Annotated in this window: 16 protein-coding genes and 2 pseudogenes; 6 read left to right on the forward strand and 12 right to left on the reverse strand. The window is 65.8% G+C overall.

The features are described 5' to 3' along the window. The 6 genes and pseudogenes from NCS02_RS22045 to glgX form a co-directional block, all read right to left on the reverse strand. Positions 1-245: pseudogene (locus NCS02_RS22045) on the reverse strand (hypothetical protein); the annotation flags it as partial. Between the two features lie 21 nt (positions 246-266). Next, positions 267-494 (reverse strand): annotated as a pseudogene (locus NCS02_RS36490) (DUF2950 family protein); the annotation flags it as partial. A gap of 88 nt (positions 495-582) precedes the next feature. Then, positions 583-1,254, reverse strand: coding sequence for a VIT1/CCC1 transporter family protein (locus NCS02_RS22050; protein ID WP_008348510.1), 672 nt, complete (start codon positions 1,252-1,254; stop codon positions 583-585). Between the two features lie 10 nt (positions 1,255-1,264). Further along, on the reverse strand, positions 1,265-2,260 hold the full coding sequence (locus NCS02_RS22055; protein WP_008348512.1) for a 2-hydroxyacid dehydrogenase: 996 nt from the start codon (positions 2,258-2,260) through the stop codon (positions 1,265-1,267). A 42-nt stretch (positions 2,261-2,302) separates the two neighbouring features. After that, positions 2,303-3,892 (reverse strand): aspartate-alanine antiporter-like transporter, encoded by a 1,590-nt coding sequence (locus NCS02_RS22060; RefSeq protein WP_250503335.1) that lies wholly within the window; start codon positions 3,890-3,892, stop codon positions 2,303-2,305. A gap of 89 nt (positions 3,893-3,981) precedes the next feature. Next, positions 3,982-6,081 (reverse strand): glycogen debranching protein GlgX, encoded by a 2,100-nt coding sequence (gene glgX / locus NCS02_RS22065; RefSeq protein ID WP_008348515.1) that lies wholly within the window; start codon positions 6,079-6,081, stop codon positions 3,982-3,984. Between the two features lie 196 nt (positions 6,082-6,277). Here glgX and NCS02_RS22070 point away from each other — a divergent pair, with 196 nt between their 5' ends. Then, on the forward strand, positions 6,278-8,014 hold the full coding sequence (locus NCS02_RS22070; protein WP_250503337.1) for a SulP family inorganic anion transporter: 1,737 nt from the start codon (positions 6,278-6,280) through the stop codon (positions 8,012-8,014). Here the strand turns inward: NCS02_RS22070 and NCS02_RS22075 are convergent. The 3 genes from NCS02_RS22075 to NCS02_RS22085 all read right to left on the reverse strand — a co-directional run bounded on the left by NCS02_RS22075 (position 7,996) and on the right by NCS02_RS22085 (position 13,651). After that, positions 7,996-9,672 (reverse strand): fatty acid--CoA ligase, encoded by a 1,677-nt coding sequence (locus NCS02_RS22075; RefSeq protein WP_250503338.1) that lies wholly within the window; start codon positions 9,670-9,672, stop codon positions 7,996-7,998. The genes NCS02_RS22070 and NCS02_RS22075 overlap by 19 nt on opposite strands. 16 nt (positions 9,673-9,688) lie before the next feature. After that, positions 9,689-10,813 (reverse strand): porin, encoded by a 1,125-nt coding sequence (locus NCS02_RS22080; protein ID WP_175981191.1) that lies wholly within the window; start codon positions 10,811-10,813, stop codon positions 9,689-9,691. Positions 10,814-10,975: 162 nt separating this feature from the next. Then, positions 10,976-13,651, reverse strand: coding sequence for a winged helix-turn-helix domain-containing protein (locus tag NCS02_RS22085; protein WP_250503339.1), 2,676 nt, complete (start codon positions 13,649-13,651; stop codon positions 10,976-10,978). 136 nt (positions 13,652-13,787) lie between these two features. On the opposite strand from NCS02_RS22085, the gene NCS02_RS22090 reads away from it, so the two are divergent. The 4 genes from NCS02_RS22090 to NCS02_RS22105 are packed head-to-tail and all read left to right on the forward strand — an operon-like array spanning position 13,788 to position 16,966. Then, positions 13,788-14,519 carry a universal stress protein gene (locus NCS02_RS22090; protein WP_008348524.1) on the forward strand — a complete coding sequence of 244 codons (732 nt, stop codon included), beginning with the start codon at positions 13,788-13,790 and terminating at the stop codon, positions 14,517-14,519. A gap of 38 nt (positions 14,520-14,557) precedes the next feature. Continuing rightward, positions 14,558-15,538, forward strand: coding sequence for a quinone oxidoreductase family protein (locus NCS02_RS22095; protein ID WP_175981196.1), 981 nt, complete (start codon positions 14,558-14,560; stop codon positions 15,536-15,538). A 10-nt stretch (positions 15,539-15,548) separates the two neighbouring features. Continuing rightward, entirely contained in the window at positions 15,549-16,397 is an 849-nt protein-coding gene (locus tag NCS02_RS22100; RefSeq protein WP_008348529.1) for a TauD/TfdA dioxygenase family protein, read from the forward strand. A gap of 11 nt (positions 16,398-16,408) precedes the next feature. Further along, complete coding sequence (locus NCS02_RS22105) at positions 16,409-16,966, forward strand: RBBP9/YdeN family alpha/beta hydrolase (protein WP_175981198.1); 558 nt, start codon at positions 16,409-16,411, stop codon at positions 16,964-16,966. On the opposite strand, the gene NCS02_RS22110 is transcribed toward NCS02_RS22105, so the two are convergent. After that, positions 16,963-18,195: a Zn-dependent hydrolase gene (locus tag NCS02_RS22110; RefSeq protein ID WP_175981200.1), complete on the reverse strand. Its 1,233-nt coding sequence runs from the start codon at positions 18,193-18,195 to the stop codon at positions 16,963-16,965. The two genes, NCS02_RS22105 and NCS02_RS22110, sit on opposite strands and share 4 nt — an antisense overlap. 21 nt (positions 18,196-18,216) lie before the next feature. Further along, a complete protein-coding gene (locus tag NCS02_RS22115; protein WP_250436924.1) occupies positions 18,217-19,164 on the reverse strand; it encodes a GlxA family transcriptional regulator in 948 nt (315 codons plus the stop codon). Between the two features lie 118 nt (positions 19,165-19,282). Between NCS02_RS22115 and NCS02_RS22120 the strand changes: the two genes are divergently transcribed. Continuing rightward, complete coding sequence (locus NCS02_RS22120) at positions 19,283-20,095, forward strand: SDR family NAD(P)-dependent oxidoreductase (protein WP_250503340.1); 813 nt, start codon at positions 19,283-19,285, stop codon at positions 20,093-20,095. Here the strand turns inward: NCS02_RS22120 and NCS02_RS22125 are convergent. Beyond that, positions 20,081-21,292, reverse strand: a complete 1,212-nt coding sequence (locus NCS02_RS22125; protein ID WP_250503341.1) for an MFS transporter — start codon at positions 21,290-21,292, stop codon at positions 20,081-20,083. The two genes, NCS02_RS22120 and NCS02_RS22125, sit on opposite strands and share 15 nt — an antisense overlap. Between the last annotated feature and the right edge of the window lie 49 nt (positions 21,293-21,341).

Below are 21,341 nucleotides of genomic sequence, written 5' to 3' on the forward strand. Positions count from 1 at the left end.
CCGCCGACGCGCTCGCCGCCGCCCACAGCCGGTCCGCCTTGCGGTGGCGGCGCCGCCGATGCCGTCGCCGGGTCGATGCCCGTGTTGCTCTTCGCCCAGCTGTAGCACGCGCCGTCGTCGCTTTGCTGCTTCTGCGCGCTCTGTCCCTTGGCCGGATAAGCGATCGGCTTGCTCTGCGCAATGGCGTCGAGCGCCATCACGGCGATCACGATGGCGCAGCCGGCACGCAATCTCGTTGCATTCATGGCGACTCCTTGCCTGATTTCCAGAGTTGGCGATTCAAGATTCTTTTGATACACGACGCCGTCGTTATTGACAATGAAAGTCATCGCGCCGCTTGCGCCGGATTGCACGCGATAGTCTGCAATACAGACCACTCCGGATTCAGGAAGCGAACGCGTGAAGAACCTCTGACCAGAACAGCAAATTTGTATTCTCGTGTTGCCGTTTGTAGCTTGATGCGCGCCGGACGCAGCGCCGCGAAAAACATGCATATTCGAAGATATGCGAACGTCCTGGCGAATTCAAGAATCGCCGCATAGGTGTTTGTTCGCTGATTTGTCGAACGACTCGGGCTTTTAATTACCCGCCTAAAGCGATGATCGCCATCGTCAGAAGCACGCCGAGCGCCATCATCGCGAGACCGGCTTTCCAGCCGCGCCAACCCGCATAACCGCCCAGCGCGAAGCCGCAGCAAAACAGCATCGCGAGCGTGAGCACGCGCGATATGAAGAGCGCGGTCGGAACGTGCTTGACGAGAACAAAAGGCGCGGCGACCGGAAAGGTCGACAGTACGATGATGATGAAGATGCCCAGCGCCGCGAGAAAATCGTCGCGCACGAAGCGCGCGCGTTCCGGCAGGCTGTCGCTCGCGGCGATGCGCTTGCGGATGGATTCGAGATCGTCGTCGGAGATGAACGGATCGAGCGTCGCGGATACTCTCTCGCGCAACATGCGCACGCCCGCCGCCGCGTCGCGCTCGCGCTGGATCGCAAGCGCGAGCGCGTGCCTGCGCGCGCGGTCCGCGATCGTGCGAACGAGATACATGACGGCATCGGCGAGACCCCACGCGAGATTGCAGCCGAGCGCCGTGTAGAGCATCTTGTGTCCCGCCGCCTCGCCGCCCGTCGCCGCCGATACCGTGCCGACAAACGTCAGCGCCATGAAGAGGCCGAAGCACAGCTCCGACACGCGATCGACGGTGTCGAGCACCGGCGCTCGCGTGCGTTTGCCCGGCGAAGTCTCCTCGTGCATGAGCGCGCGGCTATCCGACCTTCACCTCGTTTTCCAGGGGTTGATTGTTCTCGAAAGCCGTGATGCTCTGCAGCGTGGTTTCGCAGATCGTCGTCAACGCTTCGCGCGTCAGATAAGCCTGATGCCCCGTCACGATCACATTCGGAAACGACACGAGCCGCTGGAAAACGTCGTCGGTGATGATTTCGCTCGAGAGATCGCGGAAGAAGAGATCGGCTTCCTGTTCGTAGACGTCGATTGCGAGGCCGCCCAGTTGTCCCGTCTTCAGCGCTTCGATCACCGCTTCGGTGTCGATCAGTCCGCCGCGGCTCGTATTGACGAGCAACGCGCCGTGCTTCGAACGCTTGAGCGATTCCGCGTTGATGATGTGATGCGTCTCTGGCGTCAGCGGGCAAAAGAGCGCGACGATGTCCGCCTTCTCGCCGATCTCGCCGGACGTCGCGTAACGCAACCCGAGCGCCTCGAACTGTTTCGACGGATACGGATCGTAGCCGATCACGTTGCAGCCGAAGCCCTGCATGATCTTCGCGAACACGCAGCCGATCTTGCCCGTTCCCACGACCGCGACGGTTTTGCCGTACAGATCGAAACCGATGAGGCCGTCGAGCGAGAAGTTCGAATCGCGCGTGCGGTTGTATGCGCGATGCACTTTGCGATTGATCGCGAGCAAGAGCGCGACCGCGTGCTCCGCGACCGAGTTCGGCGAATAGTTGACGACGCGAACCACCTTGATGCCGAGCTTCGCGGCGGCCGCGAGATCGACGTTGTTGAAGCCGGTGCAGCGCAGCGCCACGAGACGCGTGCCGCCTTTGTGCAGCGCTTCGAGCACTTCGGCATTCGCCGTATCGTTGACGAAGATGCAGACCGCGCCGTAGCCCGCCGCGAGCTCGACGGTGTCCATGTCGAGCGACATGTCGTGGTACCGGAGCTTGTGGTTTTCCTTCTTGTTCGCCTGGTCGATGTACTGACGCTCGTAAGGGGTCGAACTATAGATCGCCACTTCCATGATGCACTCCTTGAAAATTGTATTGACGGGCCGGTCAAGAGCCTAACCCGCGGCCAGCGATATGGCGATCTGCACGAATAACACCTTGACGATGGTCATCGACGGAAAAATCATCGCGTACATGATGTCCGGCTGATCCGTCGGCGCGACGCGGTTCGCGAACGCGAGGATCGCCGGATTGCCGGTCGCGCCGCAGATCACGCCGATCGACGTGTCGAACGGCAGCCTGAAAATCCACAGGCAGCATATCGCCGTGACCGCCACGAGCACGAATACCGTGATGATGCTGAAGACGAGCAGAATCGGCCCGGCGGTGCCAACGGTGTCGACGAACTTCGGCCCGCACGAAATGCCCACTTGCGCGAGAAAAATCGTGAGGCCGAGATTGCGCAAGACGAGATTCGCGGACAGCGGCATCACCCAGACGAACGGCCCGTTGCGGCGCGCCTTGCCGAGACACAGCGCGACCAGGAGCAGCGCGGCGAGACCAAGACTGAACGCGCCGAGGCCGGGAATCGGCAGCGGAATCGCGCCGGCAAGCAAGCCCAGCGCCGCGCCGATGCCGAGGCAGATGAAGCTCAGGTCCGCCGTGCCCTTGATCGAATCGCCGAAGAACGTCCGCATGGTCGCCTGATGCGCGCGATTGACGAGCAGCCCGACGCGATCGCCCGCTTCGAGGATGAGATCGGGCGTCGAGAGCATGTCCGCGTCGCCGCGCCGCACGTGCGCAATGGCGCAGTTCACGCCATCGGGAAAGCGGATGTCGCCGAGCGCCATGCCGACGACCGCCGGATTCGACGCGAACACGCGCATGTAGTCGAGGTCCTCGCGATGGCTCGTCATGCGGCCCGGCTGCATTTCGCCGCAGAGCGCGGCGGCTTCTTCGAGCAGACGGCGATCGGTGCTCGTGGCGAGCAGCACGTCGTCAGCGCGCAGCGTGAGGTCGGCGGCGGGCAACTGATTGTGATGCGCGCGCCGCACCGCCGCGATCGCCACGCCCGAGGGCAGCCGGCTCGACAGCTCCGACAACCTGAGGCCGATGAGGCCCGCGTTTCGCAGCGCGATTTCGGCCGTTTCGAGTATCTTCGCGGGCGGCTTCTGAATCTTTATCTTCAGCGCAACGTTGAGCAGATAGATGAGCAGGATCGGCCCGGCGACGCCGAACGGATAGGAAATGCTGTACGCGACGGCCGCATCGTTGCTTTTCATCGATGCGATCGCGACCTGCAGGCTCGCCGTGCTGGTTCCGCTGCCGGCGAACATGCCGAGCGCATCGGCGAGCTTGATGCCGAAGTGGATGAAGCCGCACGCCACGAGGCCCGCGACGATCACGCCGACGCACGCGGCGATGTTCGCCTTCATGCCCTCGCGGCTCGTCAGTCCGCGAAAGAACTGCGCGCCGTACTGAATGCCGATGCCGTATAGGAACAGCAGCAGCCCCAGCGTGCCGAGCAACGGCGGCGGTGCGGACTTCGGCGCGAACGCGCCGATTGCGAGCCCGACGAACAGCACCGCGCCGGAGCCGAGGGCCACGCCTTTGATGTTGATTTCACCGATCAGATAGCCCAGCGCGATCGTCAGAAAAAGCGCGAACAACGACTGATTCTCGAGGAAGGTTCTGACTGCATCCATGCCGCCTCCTGTGGGTGGACAAAGCAACTCGGCAGTACACGAACATTAAAGGCGCTTTGCGTCGCACAGTCCAGCACCGCCGTGCGCATTCAACGGGACTGAAGCACGACGACGCTGCGCGCCTCGACGCGGCACGCACCGCGCTCGACGAGCGCCGTTTCGACATTCGGAACAATGTCGTTCGGCGATTCGGCAGATGTATCGACGACGCGCAGCCAGCTCGAATTGTCCACCGCCGGCAGCGCGGCCTCGCGCGCATCGTCGTTCATGTTGAGGACGATGTGCAGCATCGGCTCGCCCGGCGCGTGGCCCGCGAGCGTGAACGCCACGAAGCGCGCGCCGGGGTCGTGCCACGCGGGCGCATCGAGACGTTCGCCGTGCCATGCGACATCGGGATGCGTCTGTCCGTTCGCCGGACGTCCCGTCAGAAAGCGTCGGCGGCGCAGGCTCGCGTGACGCTTGCGCAGCGCGATCATCTCGCGCGTGAAACGCAACATGTCGCGCGCGTCGTCGGAAAGTTGCCAGTCCATCCACGAAAGCGCGTTGTCCTGACAGAACGCGTTGTTGTTGCCGCGCTGGCTGCGCAGGAGCTCGTCGCCGGCGAGAAGCATCGGCACACCTTGGCTCAGCAGCAGGATCGCGATGAAGTTGCGCGCCTGCCGAAGCCGCAGTTGGATGATCGCGGGATCGTCCGTCTCGCCTTCCGCGCCGCAATTCCACGACAGATTGTCGTTGCTGCCGTCTCGGTTGTCCTCGCCGTTCGCCTCGTTGTGCTTCGCGTCGTAGCTGACGAGATCGGCGAGCGTAAAGCCGTCATGGCACGTCACGAAGTTGATGCTGTTCGCGGGCAGCCGGCCATCGTCCTCGTAGAGGTCCGCGCTGCCCGCGATGCGCGTGCACACTTCGCCGACGACGCCCGGCTCGCCGCGCACGAAGCGCCGGATCGCGTCGCGATAACGCCCGTTCCACTCGGACCAGTCCATGCCGGGGAACGTGCCGACGTGATAAAGGCCGCCCGCATCCCAGGCTTCGGCGATCAACGGCACGCGCGCGAGGATCGGCGATGCTTCCATCGCCCAGGGTAACGGCGGCGTGCGCAGCAATTCGCCGTGCTCGCCGCGAGCAAAGACGCTCGCGAGATCGAAGCGAAAGCCGTCGACGCCGAGTTCGCGCACCCAGTATTCGAGGCAACGCATGATGAACGCCGACACCAGCGGATGATTGCAATTGACCGTATTGCCGCAGCCCGTGTAATCGAGGTATCGCCGCGAATCGTTCGGGTCGGACTGATAGAAGGCGTCGTTGGCGAAGACCTTGAAGTGGATCAGCGGGCCGTTGTTGCCCGCCTCCGACGTGTGATTGAACACGACATCGAGCAGCACGCGAATGTCCGCCGCGTGCAATGCGTCGACGAGTTCGCGGAATTCCTGCGGCGCCCGCGCGGGCTCGACGCAATAGCGCGGATGCGGGCTATAGAAGCCATATGTGCTGTAGCCCCAATAGTTGCGAAGTCCGCGCTCGGCGGCGAAGGCGGGAAGGTCCTGTTCGTCGAAGGCCATCACGGGAAGCAGTTCGACATGCGTGACGCCGAGCGCCTTCAGATAGGGAATCTTTTCGATGAGACCTGCGAACGTGCCCGGATGACGCACGCCGCTCGACGCATGCCGCGTGAAGCCGCCGACATGCAGTTCGTAGATGATCGCGTCGTCGAGGGTGCGGATGTCCACGTCGTCGACGGGCCGATTCAACGGCTCCGTCACGATGCCTCTGAGCGACGCGTGTTCGGCGGCGTGCACAGCGGCGGCCTGCGCGCGATCGTAGAAGCGGTCGCTCACGCCGCGCGCTTGCGGATCGAGCAGTTCCTTCCGGCTCGCGGCTTCGTCGCTCATCTGGGGCACGTCGAGCGGGCCGTATGCGCGCCACGTATAGCAGCAACGCAGCGGCAGATCTTCGACGAACACATGCCAGAAGAAATACGTGCGGTTCGTTTCGCTCGTGAGCGCGATGACCTGAAACGGTTCGACGCTCTCTTCCGATGCGTACAGCAATAGTTCGACGCGCGTCGCGCGCCGGCAGAACGCGCAGAAGTTGACGCCGCCCGGCATGACCGTCGCGCCGAGCGGGAAGCGCGAGCCGGTCCGCGTGCGATAGCCCGCGTGATCGTGCGCGACTGCAGGAACATCGCTCATGGTCGTCTCCCGCTTCGCTTCGTCACACTGAGCAAGGATATGTGAGGCGTCGCGGATTACAAGTGGACGGCTCGGGCGCGCGTCGCATCGGCGGGTGTTAAGCGTTTCAATATTTCTGTCGGATCGTTTCATCCGCTTGACCCCATTCGGATTCCGGCTACAACGGAATCAGTGCACACGTTGCGTGGAATCGGTCATGCCATCCGAACAAACGTTACAAGAAGGCTCGAGCGGCGGCGGCGTGCAAGGCTGGTCGCGTCATGTGCCGTTGATCGCGTTGCTGCGCGACTATCGCGTGGGGTGGCTGAAGAACGACATCATCGCCGGACTCGTGCTGACGACGATGCTCGTGCCCGTCGGCGTCGCATATGCGCAGGCGTCGGGCGTGCCGGGCGTGTGCGGCCTCTATGCGACGATCGTCCCGCTACTCGCCTACGCGATCTTCGGCCCGAGCCGCATTCTCGTGCTCGGCCCCGATTCCGCGCTCGCCGCGCCCGTGCTCGCGGTCGTCGTGCTGAGCGCATCCGGCGATCCGTCGCGCGCGATCGCCGTCGCGGGCATGATGGCGATCGTCTCCGGTATGGTGTGCGTCGTTTTCGGCTTGCTCAAGCTCGGCTTCGTCACCGAGTTGCTCTCGAAGCCGATTCGCTACGGCTATATGAACGGCATCGCGCTGACCGTGCTGATCAGCCAGTTGCCGAAGCTCTTTGCGATATCCATCGAAGATCACGGGCCGTTGCGCGATCTCGCGACTCTCGCCAAAGGCATCGCCGCTGGCCAGTCGAACTGGTACAGCTTCGCCGTCGGCGCGGCGAGCCTCGCGCTCATTCTCCTGCTCAAGCGCTTCGACAAGGTGCCGGGCATTCTCATCGCCGTCGTGCTCGCGACGCTATGCGTGAGCGTGTTCCATCTCGACCAGCGCGGCGTGAAAGTGCTCGGGACCATCCCGCAAGGACTGCCCGCGTTCTCGCTGCCGTGGCTGAGCGATGCCGATTTCGTGCGCATCGTGCTCGGCGGCTGCGCGGTCGCGCTCATCGCTTTCGCCGATACCAGCGTGCTGTCCCGCACCTTCGCGGCGCGCGCCAATACGCGCGTCGATCCGAATCAGGAGATGATCGCGCTCGGCGTCGCCAATCTCGCGACCGGTCTGTTTCAGGGCTTCCCGGTCAGCAGCAGTTCGTCGCGCACGCCTGTCGCGGAAGCGGCGGGCGCGCGCACGCAGGTGACGGGCATCGTCGGCGCGGTGGCGGTGGCGGCCGTGCTGCTCGCCGGGCCGAATCTGCTGCGTCATCTGCCGAGCAGCGCGCTCGCGGCCGTCGTGATTGCCGCGGCCATCGGACTATTCGAGTTCAGGGATCTGAAGCGCATCTATCGCATTCAGCAATGGGAGTTCTGGCTGTCGATCTGCTGCTTCGCCGGCGTGGCGGTGTTCGGTGCGATTCCCGGCATCTGCATCGCCGTGGTGATCGCGGTCATCGAATTTCTATGGGATGGATGGCGGCCGCATTACGCCGTGCTCGGGCGCGTGGAAGGACTGCGCGGTTATCACGACACGATGCGATACCCGCAAGCGGAACAGGTTCCGGGCCTGCTGCTGTTCCGCTGGGACGCGCCGCTTTTCTTCGCGAACGCCGAGCTGTTCCAGCAGCGCGTGCTCGAAGCGGTGAAGCAGGCGCCGACGCAAGTCAAACGCGTCGTCGTGACGGCCGAGCCGGTCACGAGCGTCGATGTCACGTCCGCCGACATGCTGCGCGAACTGCATCGCGCGTTGCAGGAACGCGGCATCGCGCTGCATTTCGCCGAGATGAAAGACCCGGTTCGCGACAAGCTCAGGCGCTTCGAACTGACGCCGATCTTTCCCGATGCGTGCTTTCATCCGACGATAGGCAGCGCCGTCGACGCCTGGCTCGCCTGTCAGACGCCCGCCGCCTGAATGTCGGCGAAGCGCGCCCGGAGCGTCTTCTTGTCGATCTTGCCGACGCTCGTCTTGCTGATCGCGTCGATGAAGCGCACGTCGCGCGGCACCGCATAGCGCGAGATGCGTCCGGTTTCGGCGATGCCGCGCAGATATCGCGTGATCATTTCCTCCGTGATCGGCGCCGCGCAATCCGGCTTCTGCACGACGAGCGCGAGCGGGCGTTCGCCCCACTTCGCATCGGGCACGCCGATCACCGCGACCTCGGCCACGCCCGGCAACTGCGAGATCAGGCTTTCGACTTCGAGCGACGACACCCATTCCCCGCCCGACTTGATGACGTCCTTCGCGCGATCGGTGATGCGCAGATAGCCGTCGGCATCGACGTTGCCGATGTCCTGCGTATGCAGCGCGCCGCCTTCCCACAACGTCGCGGATGCCTCGTGATTCTTCAGATAGCCTTGCGTGAGCCACGGCGCGCGCGCGACGATCTCGCCGCACGTGCGGCCATCGCGCGGCGCTTCGCGCAGTTCGTCGTCGACGATGCGCAAGTCGACGAGCGGAATCGCGCGGCCCGTCGTGCAACGCAGGCGCACTTGCTCGTCGGCGTGGAGCGTGTCCGCGTGCGGGGGCAATTGCGCGAGACTCAGCAGCGGACCGCTCTCCGACATGCCGTATCCCGAGAACACGTCGATGCCGCGTCCGAGCGCCGCGCGCGCGAGTCCTTCGGTCAGCGCGCCGCCGCCGATCACGACCTTCCATCGGCGCAAATCGACGGCTTCGGCATCCGGGCACGTCAGAAGCATATGCAGGATCGTGCCGACGCAATGCGAGAACGTCACGCCTTCTTCCTCGATCAGACGCATGATGTTCTGCGGCACATAGCGGCCGGGGTACACCTGCTTCACGCCGAGCATCGTCGCGATGTAGGGCATGCCCCACGCGTGCACATGGAACATCGGCGTGAGCGGCATGTAGACATCGCCGCGATGAAAGCGCTGGCCGCTCGCCGGGCTCGCGAGCGCGGCCATTCCGGCAATCGTATGCAGCACGAGCTGGCGATGCGAAAAGTACACGCCCTTGGGCTTGCCGGTCGTGCCGGTCGTGTAGAACGTCGTGGCGCGCGTGTTCTCGTCGAAATCGGGAAACTCGCGCACGGGATCGGCGGCGGCGAGCATCGCTTCGTATTCGCGCGCGAACCCGATGCCGTGCTCCGGAACCGCGACGCCTTGCTCATCGATCCAGATGAAAGTACGCACGGTTTCGAGGCGCGTTCTGATCGCGTCGATCACCGGCAGGAAATCGGTATGCACGATCAGCATGTCCGCGCCCGCATGATTGAGCGTGTACAGAATCTCGTCCTGCGAAAGCCGCACGTTCACCGATTGCAGGACCGCGCCCATCATCGGCACGGCGAAATAGCATTCGAGATAGCGATGGGTGTCCCAGTCCATCATCGCGACGGTGCTGCCATGCTTCGCGCCGAGCGCGTCGAGGGCATTCGCGAGGCGCGCGACGCGCTCCGTCATCGTGCGATACGACTGCCGCACCGCGCCGCGATAGACGATCTCCTGATCCGGCGAATTCGCGAGCGGCGTGTGCAGCAACTGCTTGATGAGCAACGGGTACGAATACGCGTCGGGCGCGGCGTGCGGGTCGAAATACGTGTCTTGCATCCTTGTCTCCAAATATTCAGAAGTTGTGGCGCAGGCCGAGCATGGCCGCGGTCGTCGACTTGCCCGGCGCGGTCGGCTGGCCGTAGGCGATCATCTGGTTCATCGTGCCGTTGTTGTCGACGTGGCCGACTTCGGCATACGCGAGCGTGCGCTTCGACAGGTTGTATTCCGCGCCGATCGCGAATTCCAGCGAGTGATTCGACGACTGGTTCTTGTCCTTGATGTAGTAGACGCCGGTCGTCACGTTGAGATTGGGCGCGAAGCGATAGCCAAGACCGCCCGAGTACATGTCGAAGTTCGCGCGATCCGAATCGGCGGGGTTCTTGCCGTTCGCGTAGGACATCGAGATCGAGAAGCCGTGCGTCGTGTACAGGCCGCCGAAATACATCATGCGATTGTTGTTGAGTCCGGTGGGCACGGAGCCGGGCGCGGGATTCGCGTCGTGGCCGTTGTAGTAGACAGCCGTCAGCGTCAAGCCGAAGTTCGAGTACTTCAGCACCGCCGATTCGCGCGTGCCGCCCTGAAACTGTCCCGCCACGCCGCCGGGCGCATATTCGAGCGATGCCGACAAACCCGCATACGTCGGCGACTGATACACGAGCGCGTTGCTGTCGTAGAGCGCGCCGATCGAGCCGTTGGTGCTCGTGCCGGGCCAGCCGGCCGCCGTGTTCATGCCGAGCCATGCGGTCAGCACGCTGCCGAAATACTGCGCGCGGCGCACGTCGGTGTCGTACATCGCCCAGATCATCGGCACGATCTGGCGGCCCGCGTTGAAGGTGCCGAACGGGCCGGACACGCCGATCGTCGCGTATTGATTGAACATCGCGGTGGCGCCGGGCGTATCGGAGAGGCCGGTCTTGCCGGTGCCCGAATCGAACGAGCCTTGCAGCTTCACGTTGATGAAGTAGCCGCCGCCGAGATCTTCGCTGGCCTTCAGGCCCCAGACGCTCGAATAGATGCCGCCGTCCTTGAAGCGATACACCTTCCCCGTGTCCCGCGCGTTGCGCGCGAAGCTCGCCGCCGACGTGCTCTGATACATGAGGCCGGCGTCGAGCACGCCATAGAGCGTCACGGTGGATTGCGCATGCGCGCCGCCGGCGGCCAGCACGAGCCCTGCGGCAGTGGCGAATCTGAGCTTCATCGAGTCTCCTGATCTTGTTCTGGATGCGCCGCGCACCGATAGGGTCGCGGCGTCAGGAGGCAAGAATACGCATCGGCCAAGTGCCGAACCCCTCTCACGGAGAGAGGGGTAGGGATTGCGAGAGAGGCGGGAAAACCCTGCTGAAAACGCTTGAAAAAGGCGCTATTGCACGCCTTCGAGCAGGCCGAGCGCGATGGCGCGGCGCACCGCGTGCTTGCGCGAACTGGCGTCGAGCTTGCCGAAGAGATTCTTCAGATGCCACTTGACGGTGCCCTCGCCGACCGCCGCCGCGAGCGCGATTTCCTTGTTGCTCAAGGTGCGCGCGAGCAGTTCGAGAATCTCGCGCTCCTTCGGCGTGAGGATCACGCTCGGCAACGCGCGCGGCCCGCCTTCGCCCGAACGCGGCGGCACGCGCACGACATGCGGCGGCACGACCGGGCGCTCGCCGGCATCCACGCCGCCCGCTTCGCTCACGCGCCGCGCCCAGTCGGCGAGACCGGGATGCGCGTCGATCAACACGCGCCCGAGGTGATACGTGCGCGCGAGGTTCAGCGCTTCGAGAAACGGCGCGTGGCCGTCGCCCGTCGCGCGTTCCTGGGCGAACGCGCGCAACGCCATCAGCTCGATGCGCTCGCGTCCGCGCTTCATCGTCGCGGCGATCTGTTCCGCGCGCGCGAGCGGTTCGACCGCAGCCGGCCAGTCCTGACGCGCGAGCGCCGCGCCGCCGTGCGCCATCGTCTGCAGCATCTGCACGGAGCGGCTCCAGATCGGCCCGCGCGTGGCGATGTGTTCATCGACGATCGCGTCGATACGCTCGACGAGCGCATCGCAGGTCTGCGCGCGATAGCGTCCCGCATGCGCGCTCACCTGCTCCGCGAGGCTCGTCACGCAAAGACGCGGCAGATTGCGCGCGACGCCCATCGTGTAAAGCATTTCGAGCAGATCGAGCGCGCGATGCTCGTCGCCGCGCAACGCCGCGATGCGCGCCGCCGTGCGATATGCGAGCACGACGGTCTCCGGCAACGCCGCGCGTTCGAGCACGTCGAGACGGTTGGCGAGCAGCGCGGCGGCCTCGTCGATGCGATCGTCCTCATACGCGATCGACGCGCACGTCGCCGCGAACATGCACGTCAGCGGATGACGCCGCCCGAGGTCTTCTTCGGCGCTCGCGAGCGCGGGCAGCAGGACGCTTTCGGCGAGCTTCACCTGTCCTTCCTGAAGCCACGTCAGGCCGACCATGTGATCGCCCCAGCGCACGACATAGCCGAGCCCCTTGCCGATCTGCGCGCGCGTCACCGCCTGTTGCAGACGCCGCGCCTGCGCCGGCTCGCCGAGCAGCATCGCGCGGGCGGCGAGGCGGTTCGCATGCGACTGCGCGAGCCACGAGTCCTTGGGCGGCGGCGTCTGCGCCCACGGCTCGAAAAGCTTCAGGAAGCGGTCGGGATCGTCGGCGTACCACGCGGCCGCGCTCAGGATCAACGCGCATTCGTAACGCAAGGCGTCGTCCGCACCCGGCGATGCAAGCACGCGCTCGACCTGACGCTGCGCCTCGTGATGACGTTCGCCCAGCGCGAGCGCCCACGCGACCGCCAGACACAGGCGCGGACGCTTTTCCAGTTCCGCTTCCGGCAGACGTTCCAGCCACTCGAGCACGGTGCCGAGCTGGCCTTGCTTCACGGCGTCGTGCAGCGACTGCTCCGCGAGTTCGTACGCATGTTCGCGCTCGCCCGCCGCATGCGCGTGGCGCGCCGCCTGTTCGAGCATGCCGCGCGCGCCGAGCCAGCGGGCCGCGCGCCGATGCAGTTCCGCGCGCGCATCGTCCGCGAGCGCGGCAAAGCGCGTCTGCAGCACGTCGCGCACGAGCGGATGCAGGCGGCACCAGTCGCTCTCCTCCGCCGTCACGAAGACGGGCGTATCGCGCGTGAGACGTGCGAGGCGTTGCGGCGCGTCGGCGTCGCCGGTCAGGGCTTCGCACAAGTCGGGATGCAGCACGTCCACGACGCTGATGTCGACGAGCAGGCGTTCATCGGCGGATGACAGCTCGCTCAACAGCGCCGCGACGAGCGGTTCGCGCAAGCCGCGCGGGCCCGCCGCGAGATTGTCGAGCGCCGTGCGCGGGTCCTGCGCGCGCGCCATCGCGGTGAGCGCGAGTTGCAGGCCGAGCGGCCAGCCGCCGGTGATTTCGAAGAGGCGCGCGGCGGCATCGGCGTCGACGCGCGCGCCGAAACGCTGCGTGACGAGCGCGATGGTTTCATCGACGCGAAAACGCAGCGCGTCCGGCGCGACGAGTTCGGCCTGTCCGTAGGCGAGCAGTTCCGCCGCGGGCTTGTCGAGCCCCTGCCGGCCCGCCGCGACGATGCGCAGATTCTGCGGCGCGTTGTGCATCACGTAATCGAGCAGTTGCGCGCCGGGTTCCGGCAGACGATCGGCTTCGTCGACGATCAGCACGACATCGAGCGATAGCTGCGCAAGCTCGGCCAGCCACGCGGTGGCGAGATCGAACGCGCCGGCGGGCACGCCCGGATTTTCCGCGATGAGACGCCCGAACGAGGGCCGCGCGCAGCATGTCCGGATCGCGTGGACGAGCGCGCGCAGGAAGCGCTCCGCGTCGTCGCGATCGTCGGCGAGCAGCCACGCGACCGCCGCGCCGTGCGCCAGAAACTCGCGCCGCCATTGCGCGAGCAGCGACGTCTTGCCGTAACCCGCGCCGGCCTGCACGAGCACGATCTGGCTGCGTGCGGTGTCGGCGTTCAAACGGGCGCGCGCGAGCAGCCCGGACGGCGCGCGCGGCGCCATCGTCTTCAGAACGAGCTCGGTGGATGGGGAGTCGGTGGGCATCGGTAATTTTTTGTCTTCCATCTAGGATGGTTCGGATCGCGCGCGTGCGTCAAGCCCCTCCCGCCGCGAGAGGGGCGCTCGGCCGCCGCCCGCACTACGATTCGATCAACCGTGCAATTGAAACCGAAGGATCACCATGTACCGACATCTGCTCGTGCCCGTCGAGCGCAACGACGCCAGCGTCGAGGCGACTGGCCATGCGGCCGAGCTCGCGCGCTCGCTCGGCGCACGCATCACGTTCGTCAGCCTGCATGCGGGCGCGAGCGACGATGCGGCGCAGCATCGCCGGATCGCGGCCGCCCTCGCCCGCGCCGAAGCCGCCGCTCGCGCGCACGGCGTGCCGGCGACGGTGCTCGGCGTGCAGGGCATCGATTCGGCGGCGGCGAACGATTACGACCTCGTGTGCATCGCGCAAGGCAGCGCGGTGCCGCCCTTGCCGGGCGTGGCCGTGCTGATCGCGCCGAGCGACGCGCGCCCGATGGTCACGAAGGCGGCGGGCGCGCTGCTCGCCGTGCATCGGATGCGCTCGGACGCTTACGACGATGCATTGCGCACTTCGCGACCCGATGCGCGGACGATCGAGCGTCTTCGCGAAACACATCACGAAGAAACCGCGCTGACCACGGCATTGCGCGAGCGCACATCGACGCTCGATGCCGAACTCGACGAACTCGCGCGCCTCGCCGAACGCGAAGCGGCGCTGCTCGCGCGCGTCGCGGCATCGATCGCGAATGGGGAGGTCATCGACGACACATTGCTTGCGAGCGCGCGCTTCGCGTGCGAACGCATGGGACGCATCGAAGGCGTCGTGCTGCCGGCCGCGCGCCGCTATCTGCGCGACGCCGACTGGAACGCGCTCGCGCGCTGAACGCCATACAGGAAACAGAGACTCAAGGAGACGAAACAATGGCACATGCAATCCGCTTTCACGAAACCGGCGGTCCGGAAGTGTTGCGCTGGGAAGAAGTCGCCGTGGGCGAACCCGGCCCGTTGGAGGTCCGTCTGCGTCACGAGGCCGTCGGGCTCAATTTCGCGGACACGTATTTCCGCTCGGGCCTCTATCCGGTGCCGCTGCCTTCGGGCATGGGCGTCGAAGCGGCGGGCGTCGTCGAGAAGGTCGGCGCGAACGTCACGCATCTGAAGGAAGGCGATCGCGTGACCTACACTGGTTTCATCAACACGCTCGGCGCGTACAGCACGGAGCGCATCATTTCCGCCGCGCCGCTCGTCAAGCTGCCCGATGCGATCGACTGCACGCGCGCCGCCGCCATGACGATGCGCGGCCTCACCGCCGCCTATCTGATGACGCGCATCCGCCGCTTCGAGCGTGGCGACACGCTGCTTTTGCACGCGGCGGCGGGCGGCGTCGGGCTGATCGTGTCGCAATGGGCGAAGCTGCTCGGCGTGACGGTGATCGGCACGGTATCGAGCGAAGAGAAAGCGCGCGTGGCGCGCGAGCATGGCGTGGCGCACACGATCGACTACAGCCGCGAGGACGTGGCCGCGCGCGTGCGCGAACTGACCGATGGCAAGGGCGTGAACGCGGTATTCGACAGCGTCGGCAAGACCACTTTCAACGCATCGCTCGATTCGCTCGCGCGCCGCGGTCTGATGGTGTGCGTCGGCACCGCATCGGGTCCGATTCCGCCGTTCGATCCGCAATTGCTCGCGATGAAAGGCTCGCTCTATCTGACGCGCCCGGCGCTCGCGGATTACATCGCCGATCCGGCCGAGAAGAATGCGCTCGCCGCCGAACTCTTCGATCACGTCGCGAGCGGGCGCATTCGCATCGAGATCAACCAGCGCTATGCACTGCGCGACGCGGCGGACGCTCATCGCGATCTCGAAGCGCGCAAGACCACGGGTTCGTCCGTGTTCGTCGTCTGAGGAGACATTCATGCGTATCGAACAACTTACTTGCGCGATCGGCGCGGAACTCACCGACGTCAATCTCGCCGACGCCATTCACGACGACGCCCTCTTCGCCGAAATCCGCGCCGCGTTGCTCGCGCATCGCGTGCTTTTTCTGCGCGATCAGGAAATCACGCGCGCGGAGCACGTCGCGTTCGCGCGGCGCTTCGGCGAACTGGAGGATCATCCGGTCGCGGGAAGCGATCCGGACCATCCGGGGCTCGTGCGTATCTACAAGTCGCCCGATCAGCCGAACGACCGCTACGAAAACGCGTGGCACACGGACGCGACCTGGCGCGTCGCGCCGCCCTTCGGCTGCGTGCTGCGCTGCGTGGAAACGCCGCCCGTCGGCGGCGACACGATGTGGGCGAACATGGTGCTCGCGTATGAGAAGCTGCCCGCGCACGTCAAGGAACAGATCGCGGATTTGCGCGCGCGGCACAGCATCGAGGCGAGTTTCGGTGCGGCGATGCCTATCGAGAAACGCCTCGCGCTGAAGGCGCAGTTTCCCGATGCCGAGCATCCCGTCGTGCGCACGCATCCGGAAACGGGCGAGAAGGTGCTGTTCGTCAACGCCTTCGCGACGCACTTCACCAACTATCACACGCCGGAGCGCGTGCGCTTCGGGCAGGACGCGAATCCCGGCGCGGGGCAGTTGCTCGCGTATCTGCTGAGCCAGGCGTATATCCCGGAATATCAGGTGCGCTGGCGCTGGAAGAAGAACAGCATCGCCATCTGGGACAACCGCAGCACGCAGCATTACGCGGTGATGGACTATCCGCCGTGTCATCGCAAGATGGAGCGCGCGGGGATCATCGGCGACGTGCCCTTCTGATGGATCGACGCATGAACGCACCGACGATACTCATGGTCCCCGGCCTGCGCGATCACGTCGAGGACCACTGGCAGACGCATTACGCCAACGCGCATGACAACGTGCGTACCGTGCCGCCGCTGCAACGCGACAAGCTCGATCGGAGCGCGCGGGTCGCCGCGCTCGACGCGGCGCTCGCGCAGATCGACGGACCGGTCGTGCTCGTCGCGCACAGCGCCGGCGTGATGATTTCCGTGCACTGGGCGCAGCGGCATCGTCGCGAGATTCAGGGCGCGCTCTTCGTCACGCCGCCCGATTTCGATTCGCCGCTGCCGGAAGGCTATCCGTCAGTCGATGAACTCGAGCTGCACGGATGGCTGCCCACGCCGCGCGAACGCCTGCCGTTTCCGTGCGTCGTCGCGGCGAGCCATGACGATCCGCTCGCGCGCTTCGAACGCGTCGCCGGCATGGCGCACGACTGGGGCGCGCGGCTCGCCGATCTCGGCCGCGTCGGGCACATGAATCCGGCGTCGGGATTCGGCCTCTGGCGCGACGCCGGGCGATACATCGCGGAGATCACCGAGCGTTAAGCCGACAAGCTCGCGAGGATATTCGCCGCTGCCCGCGCCGCCACTTCGCAGCCGAGCACGATGTGCGACTCCGCCGTGTCCTCGATGAAATCGTGACTCACTCCGCCGATGCTCGGCACGAACAGCATGCACGCCGGCACATGATGCGCGATCACCTGCGCATCGTGCGACGCGCCGCTCGGCATGCGTTCCCACTGACCCGGCGCGAGCGCTTCGGCGGCCTCCGCGATATGCGCCTGCAAGGCGGCGTCCATCACGACGGGCGCTTCGGGCGGCTCGCTGTCCGTCATCGCGACACCGATTTTCCCTTCGGCATTGAAGTCGCGGATCAGCGCGGCGAGCGCGGCTTCCATCGCGCGCAAACGCTCCGCGCTGGCGTCGCGGAATTGCAGATACATGTCCGCCGCGCCCGGCACCACGCTGAACGAACCCGGATCGAGCTCGATGCGCCCGACGGTCCAGACGGTATCGGCATCGGCGATCGCGCGAAACGCTTCGTCCATGCGCGCGATGAACGCAACGAGCGCCGCGCCCGCATCGCGCCGGATCGACATCGGCGTCGTGCCCGCGTGATTGCGCTGCCCGGTGAAGCGCAGCTTCAGCTCGCGTATGCCGACGATCGTCGTCACCACGCCGATCGACTTGCCGTGCGCCTCCAGCCGTCCGCCCTGCTCGATGTGCGGTTCCAGATACGCCTTGTGCCGCGCCCTGTCGATACGCACGCGCGCCGCGCCGATGAGTCCGGCTTGCGCGAGCGCATCGCCGAGCAGGACGCCTTCGCGATTGCGCGCGTGGCGCAGGGCTTCATCGACGGCTTCGCCGACGAAACTGCGGCTGCCGAGAAAGCCCGAGAACGTGCCTTCCTCGTCGATCCACGATGCGACGTCCACCGCGAAATGACGCGTCGTTTCGCATTCGGCGAGCGCCCGCGCGATTTCGAGGCCGTAAATGACGCCGAGCGCGCCGTCGAGCCAGCCGCCGGTCGGTTGCGTGTCGGTGTGCGAGCCGATCAAAAGCGCCGGGCCGGCGTTGCGCGAGCGGCCGAACACGGTGCCGACGCCGTCGATCGTCGCGGCGAGTCCCGCTTCGTTCATGCGGCCCGCGAGCCAGCGGCGCGCGTCCATATCGACCGATGACAGCGAGAGGCGCACGACGCCCGGACCGGTTGCGCCGAACGTGCGCAGATGACGGAGGTCGTCGAGCAGGCGGGCGGGATTGATCTTCAGCACTGTTTGTCCTTGATGTAGTCGTTACGTTTGAGTGCGCGCCTCGCGCCGCACTTCCTGCGGCGGCACGCCGAAGCCGCGCATGAATGCTTCGCGCATGTGACGGCGGTCCCTGAAGCCCGTTTCCTGCGCGATCGTTTCGAGCGAATGCCGGCTTTTCTCGATCATCAGACGCGCCGCTTCGAGCCGCAATCCTTCGATGGCTTTCGCCGGCGACTGCCCCGTCTCCAGCGTGAAGACGCGGCTGAACTGACGCGGGCTCAGATGCGCCTCGCCCGCGAGCTCCTCGACCGTCAGCGGCCGGTTCAGATTCTTGCGCGCATAGTTCAGCGCATTCTGGATGCGATCGGACTTCGGCGCGAGATCGAGCATTTCCGAATGCTGCGACTGCCCGCCCGCGCGACGCTGATGCATGACGAGCTTGTGCGCGACCGAACGGGCGATATCGGCGCCGAGATCCTTCTCGACCATCGCGAGCGCGAGATCGAGCCCCGCGGTCATGCCCGCCGACGTCCAGACCGGGCCATCGACAATGAAGATGCGGTCTTCTTCCACTTGCACATCGGGATAAAGCCGCTGCATGTCGCGCGCGTAGGCCCAATGCGTGGTCGCGCGGCGATTCGCGAGCAGGCCCGCTCCGGCCAGCACGAATGCGCCCGTGCAGATGCCCGCGATACGCCGCGTGCGCTTCGCCGCGCGGCGCAGGAACGCGAACACGTCGGCGGGCGGCGCGATCGTGAGCGGCGTGGTGACGCCGACGGCGATCCAGGTGTCCATCTGCGTGCGCGCGGTGATCGCTCGCGTGTCGATCTTCATGCCGAGCGACGAGCGCACTTCGCCGCCCGCCGTCGAATAATTTTCGATGCCGTAGAACGCCTCGCCCGATACGTCGTTCGCCATTTCGAAAACCGTCTGCGAGGCGAGCGCCATGATCTGGAAGCCGTCGCTCAATAAATAGCCGATGCGGTGCATGTCGTTTTCCTGCCGCGCGATGTCACGAATCACTACCCTATACGTCATTTGCGTCACGGTCAAATCCGGCCAGAATTCACTCACGCAATCAACCACTTGTTTTCTGACGGAGTGAAACATGACGCAGACACACCTCGGCACCGCGCTCGTCACGGGCGCGTCTTCCGGAATCGGCGCGGTCTATGCGGACCGCCTCGCGCGGCGCGGCTACGACCTCATTCTCGTCGCGCGCAATCGCGACAAGCTCGCGGCGCTCGCCGAACGCATCACGAACGAGACGCGCCGCAGCGTCGAGATTCTCGATGCCGATCTGAACGACCGCAGCGCGCTCGCCACTGTCGAAGCGAAGCTGAAGAATGACGCGAGCATCACGCTGCTCGTGAACAACGCGGGCATCGGCACGCATACGCCTTTGCTCGACAGCGACGTCGACGCGATGACGCGCATGATCGATCTCAACGTGACCGCGCTCACGCGCCTCGCTTACGCGGCGGTGCCCGGCTTCGTCGCGCGAGGCCGTGGCGCGATCATCAACATTGCGTCGATCGTCAGCATTGCGCCGGAGATCCTCAACGGCGTGTATGGCGGCACCAAGGCGTTCGTGCTCGCGTTCAGCCAGTCGCTGCATCGCGAACTGGCGGGCAAGGGCGTGCGCGTGCAGGCCGTGCTGCCCGGCGCGACGGCCACCGACTTTTGGGAAACGGGCGGCCTGCCGATCGAGAATCTCGACAAGGCGATCGTGATGTCGGCGGGCGATATGGTCGATGCGGCGCTCGTCGGCTTCGATCGCGATGAGCTCGTGACGATTCCGTCGCTGCACGACGGCGCGAAGTGGGACGCGTACGAAGCGGCGCGGCAGGCGATGGCGCCGGAGTTGTCGGCGAACAAGCCGGCTGCACGGTATGTATCGGGCGCTTCAAGCCTTTCGTGACGCGGAATCCGCTCGCCGTGGCGCGAAGCACATGACGAGCGGTATCAGCGCGAGCGCGGCGCCGGTGTAGAAGGTCGCCGGCGCGCCATGGCGATCCCAGATCCATCCGGCGATCGCGCTCGCCAGCACCATGCAGACGCCGCTCGCGAGATTGAACACGCCGAATGCGGTGCCGCGCAGGGAAGGCGGCGCGGATTCGGCGACCATCGCCGCGAGAATGCCTTGCGTGAAGCCCATGTGCAGTCCCCACAAGGCGACGCCCGCGAACAGCGTGAGCATCGACGATCCCGCGCCGAGCAGCACATCGGCCGCGATCAGCAGCGCCAGGCCGCAGGCGAGCAACGCGCGCCGGTCCCATCGATCGGACAGCACGCCCGCCGGATACGCGCTCGCCGAATACGCGAGGCTCATCACGACCATCACGGCGGGAATCCACCCGATATCGAGTCCTGTCTGCTGCGCGCGCAGTACCAAGAACGCCTCGCTGAAGCGCGCGAGCGTGAAGGTCGCGCCGATCGCGACGACATACCAGTAGCGCCCAGAAAACTCGCGCATCGACCGCCAGTGCAGCGGCGAGCGGAAGCTCTCGCCTCGTGCGGACGCGCTTTCCGGCTCACGCACGCCGAACAGAATGATGATGACGGCGATGAACGCCGGCACCGTCGCGAACCAGAGCACCGTGCGGATGTGATCGGAGAACGCGAGCATCAGCACGATGGCGAGCAACGGCCCGGCGAACGCGCCGATCGTGTCCATCGACTGCCGCAGGCCGAAAGCGGCGCCACGGATTTCCGGCGGCGCGACATCCGCGACCAGCGCATCGCGCGGCGCGCCGCGAATGCCCTTGCCGAAGCGATCGACGAGACGCGCGGCCACGACCAGCGCGGGCGTTTCGGCGAGGGGGAACAGCGGCTTTGTCAATGCCGCGAGGCCGTAGCCGAAGAGCAGCAGGCCCTTGCGGCGTCCGAGCCAGTCGCTCAGCGCGCCCGAAAAGACTTTCACGATCATCGCGGTTGCTTCGGCTGCGCCTTCCAGCGCGCCGAGTGCGGTGACGCTCATGCCCATGGTCGTCACGAGGTAGATCGGTAGAAGCGCATGCACCAGCTCGGAGGACAGGTCCATGAACAGGCTGACGAGGCCGAGCGCCCAGACGGTGCGTGGGATCGGCGGGCGCGGTGTGGCGAAAGGAGATGGCATGGGCTCGATTCGTGTCATCGATTCGATGTCATCGTGCCAAAGAATGGCC

Source organism: Caballeronia sp. NCF2 (assembly GCF_023631205.1).
GTDB lineage: Bacteria > Pseudomonadota > Gammaproteobacteria > Burkholderiales > Burkholderiaceae > Caballeronia > Caballeronia zhejiangensis.

Excerpts from the sequence above, each read along its gene's own strand:
- NCS02_RS22050 (WP_008348510.1), bottom strand. The coding sequence starts at position 1,254 with ATGCACGAGGAGACTTCGCCGGGCAAACGCACGCGAGCGCCGGTGCTC.
- NCS02_RS22055 (WP_008348512.1), bottom strand. The coding sequence starts at position 2,260 with ATGGAAGTGGCGATCTATAGTTCGACCCCTTACGAGCGTCAGTACATC.
- NCS02_RS22060 (WP_250503335.1), bottom strand. The coding sequence starts at position 3,892 with ATGGATGCAGTCAGAACCTTCCTCGAGAATCAGTCGTTGTTCGCGCTT.
- glgX (WP_008348515.1), bottom strand. The coding sequence starts at position 6,081 with ATGAGCGATGTTCCTGCAGTCGCGCACGATCACGCGGGCTATCGCACG.
- NCS02_RS22070 (WP_250503337.1), top strand. The coding sequence starts at position 6,278 with ATGCCATCCGAACAAACGTTACAAGAAGGCTCGAGCGGCGGCGGCGTG.
- NCS02_RS22075 (WP_250503338.1), bottom strand. The coding sequence starts at position 9,672 with ATGCAAGACACGTATTTCGACCCGCACGCCGCGCCCGACGCGTATTCG.
- NCS02_RS22080 (WP_175981191.1), bottom strand. The coding sequence starts at position 10,813 with ATGAAGCTCAGATTCGCCACTGCCGCAGGGCTCGTGCTGGCCGCCGGC.
- NCS02_RS22085 (WP_250503339.1), bottom strand. The coding sequence starts at position 13,651 with ATGCCCACCGACTCCCCATCCACCGAGCTCGTTCTGAAGACGATGGCG.
- NCS02_RS22090 (WP_008348524.1), top strand. The coding sequence starts at position 13,788 with ATGTACCGACATCTGCTCGTGCCCGTCGAGCGCAACGACGCCAGCGTC.
- NCS02_RS22095 (WP_175981196.1), top strand. The coding sequence starts at position 14,558 with ATGGCACATGCAATCCGCTTTCACGAAACCGGCGGTCCGGAAGTGTTG.
- NCS02_RS22100 (WP_008348529.1), top strand. The coding sequence starts at position 15,549 with ATGCGTATCGAACAACTTACTTGCGCGATCGGCGCGGAACTCACCGAC.
- NCS02_RS22105 (WP_175981198.1), top strand. The coding sequence starts at position 16,409 with ATGAACGCACCGACGATACTCATGGTCCCCGGCCTGCGCGATCACGTC.
- NCS02_RS22115 (WP_250436924.1), bottom strand. The coding sequence starts at position 19,164 with ATGCACCGCATCGGCTATTTATTGAGCGACGGCTTCCAGATCATGGCG.
- NCS02_RS22120 (WP_250503340.1), top strand. The coding sequence starts at position 19,283 with ATGACGCAGACACACCTCGGCACCGCGCTCGTCACGGGCGCGTCTTCC.
- NCS02_RS22125 (WP_250503341.1), bottom strand. The coding sequence starts at position 21,292 with ATGCCATCTCCTTTCGCCACACCGCGCCCGCCGATCCCACGCACCGTC.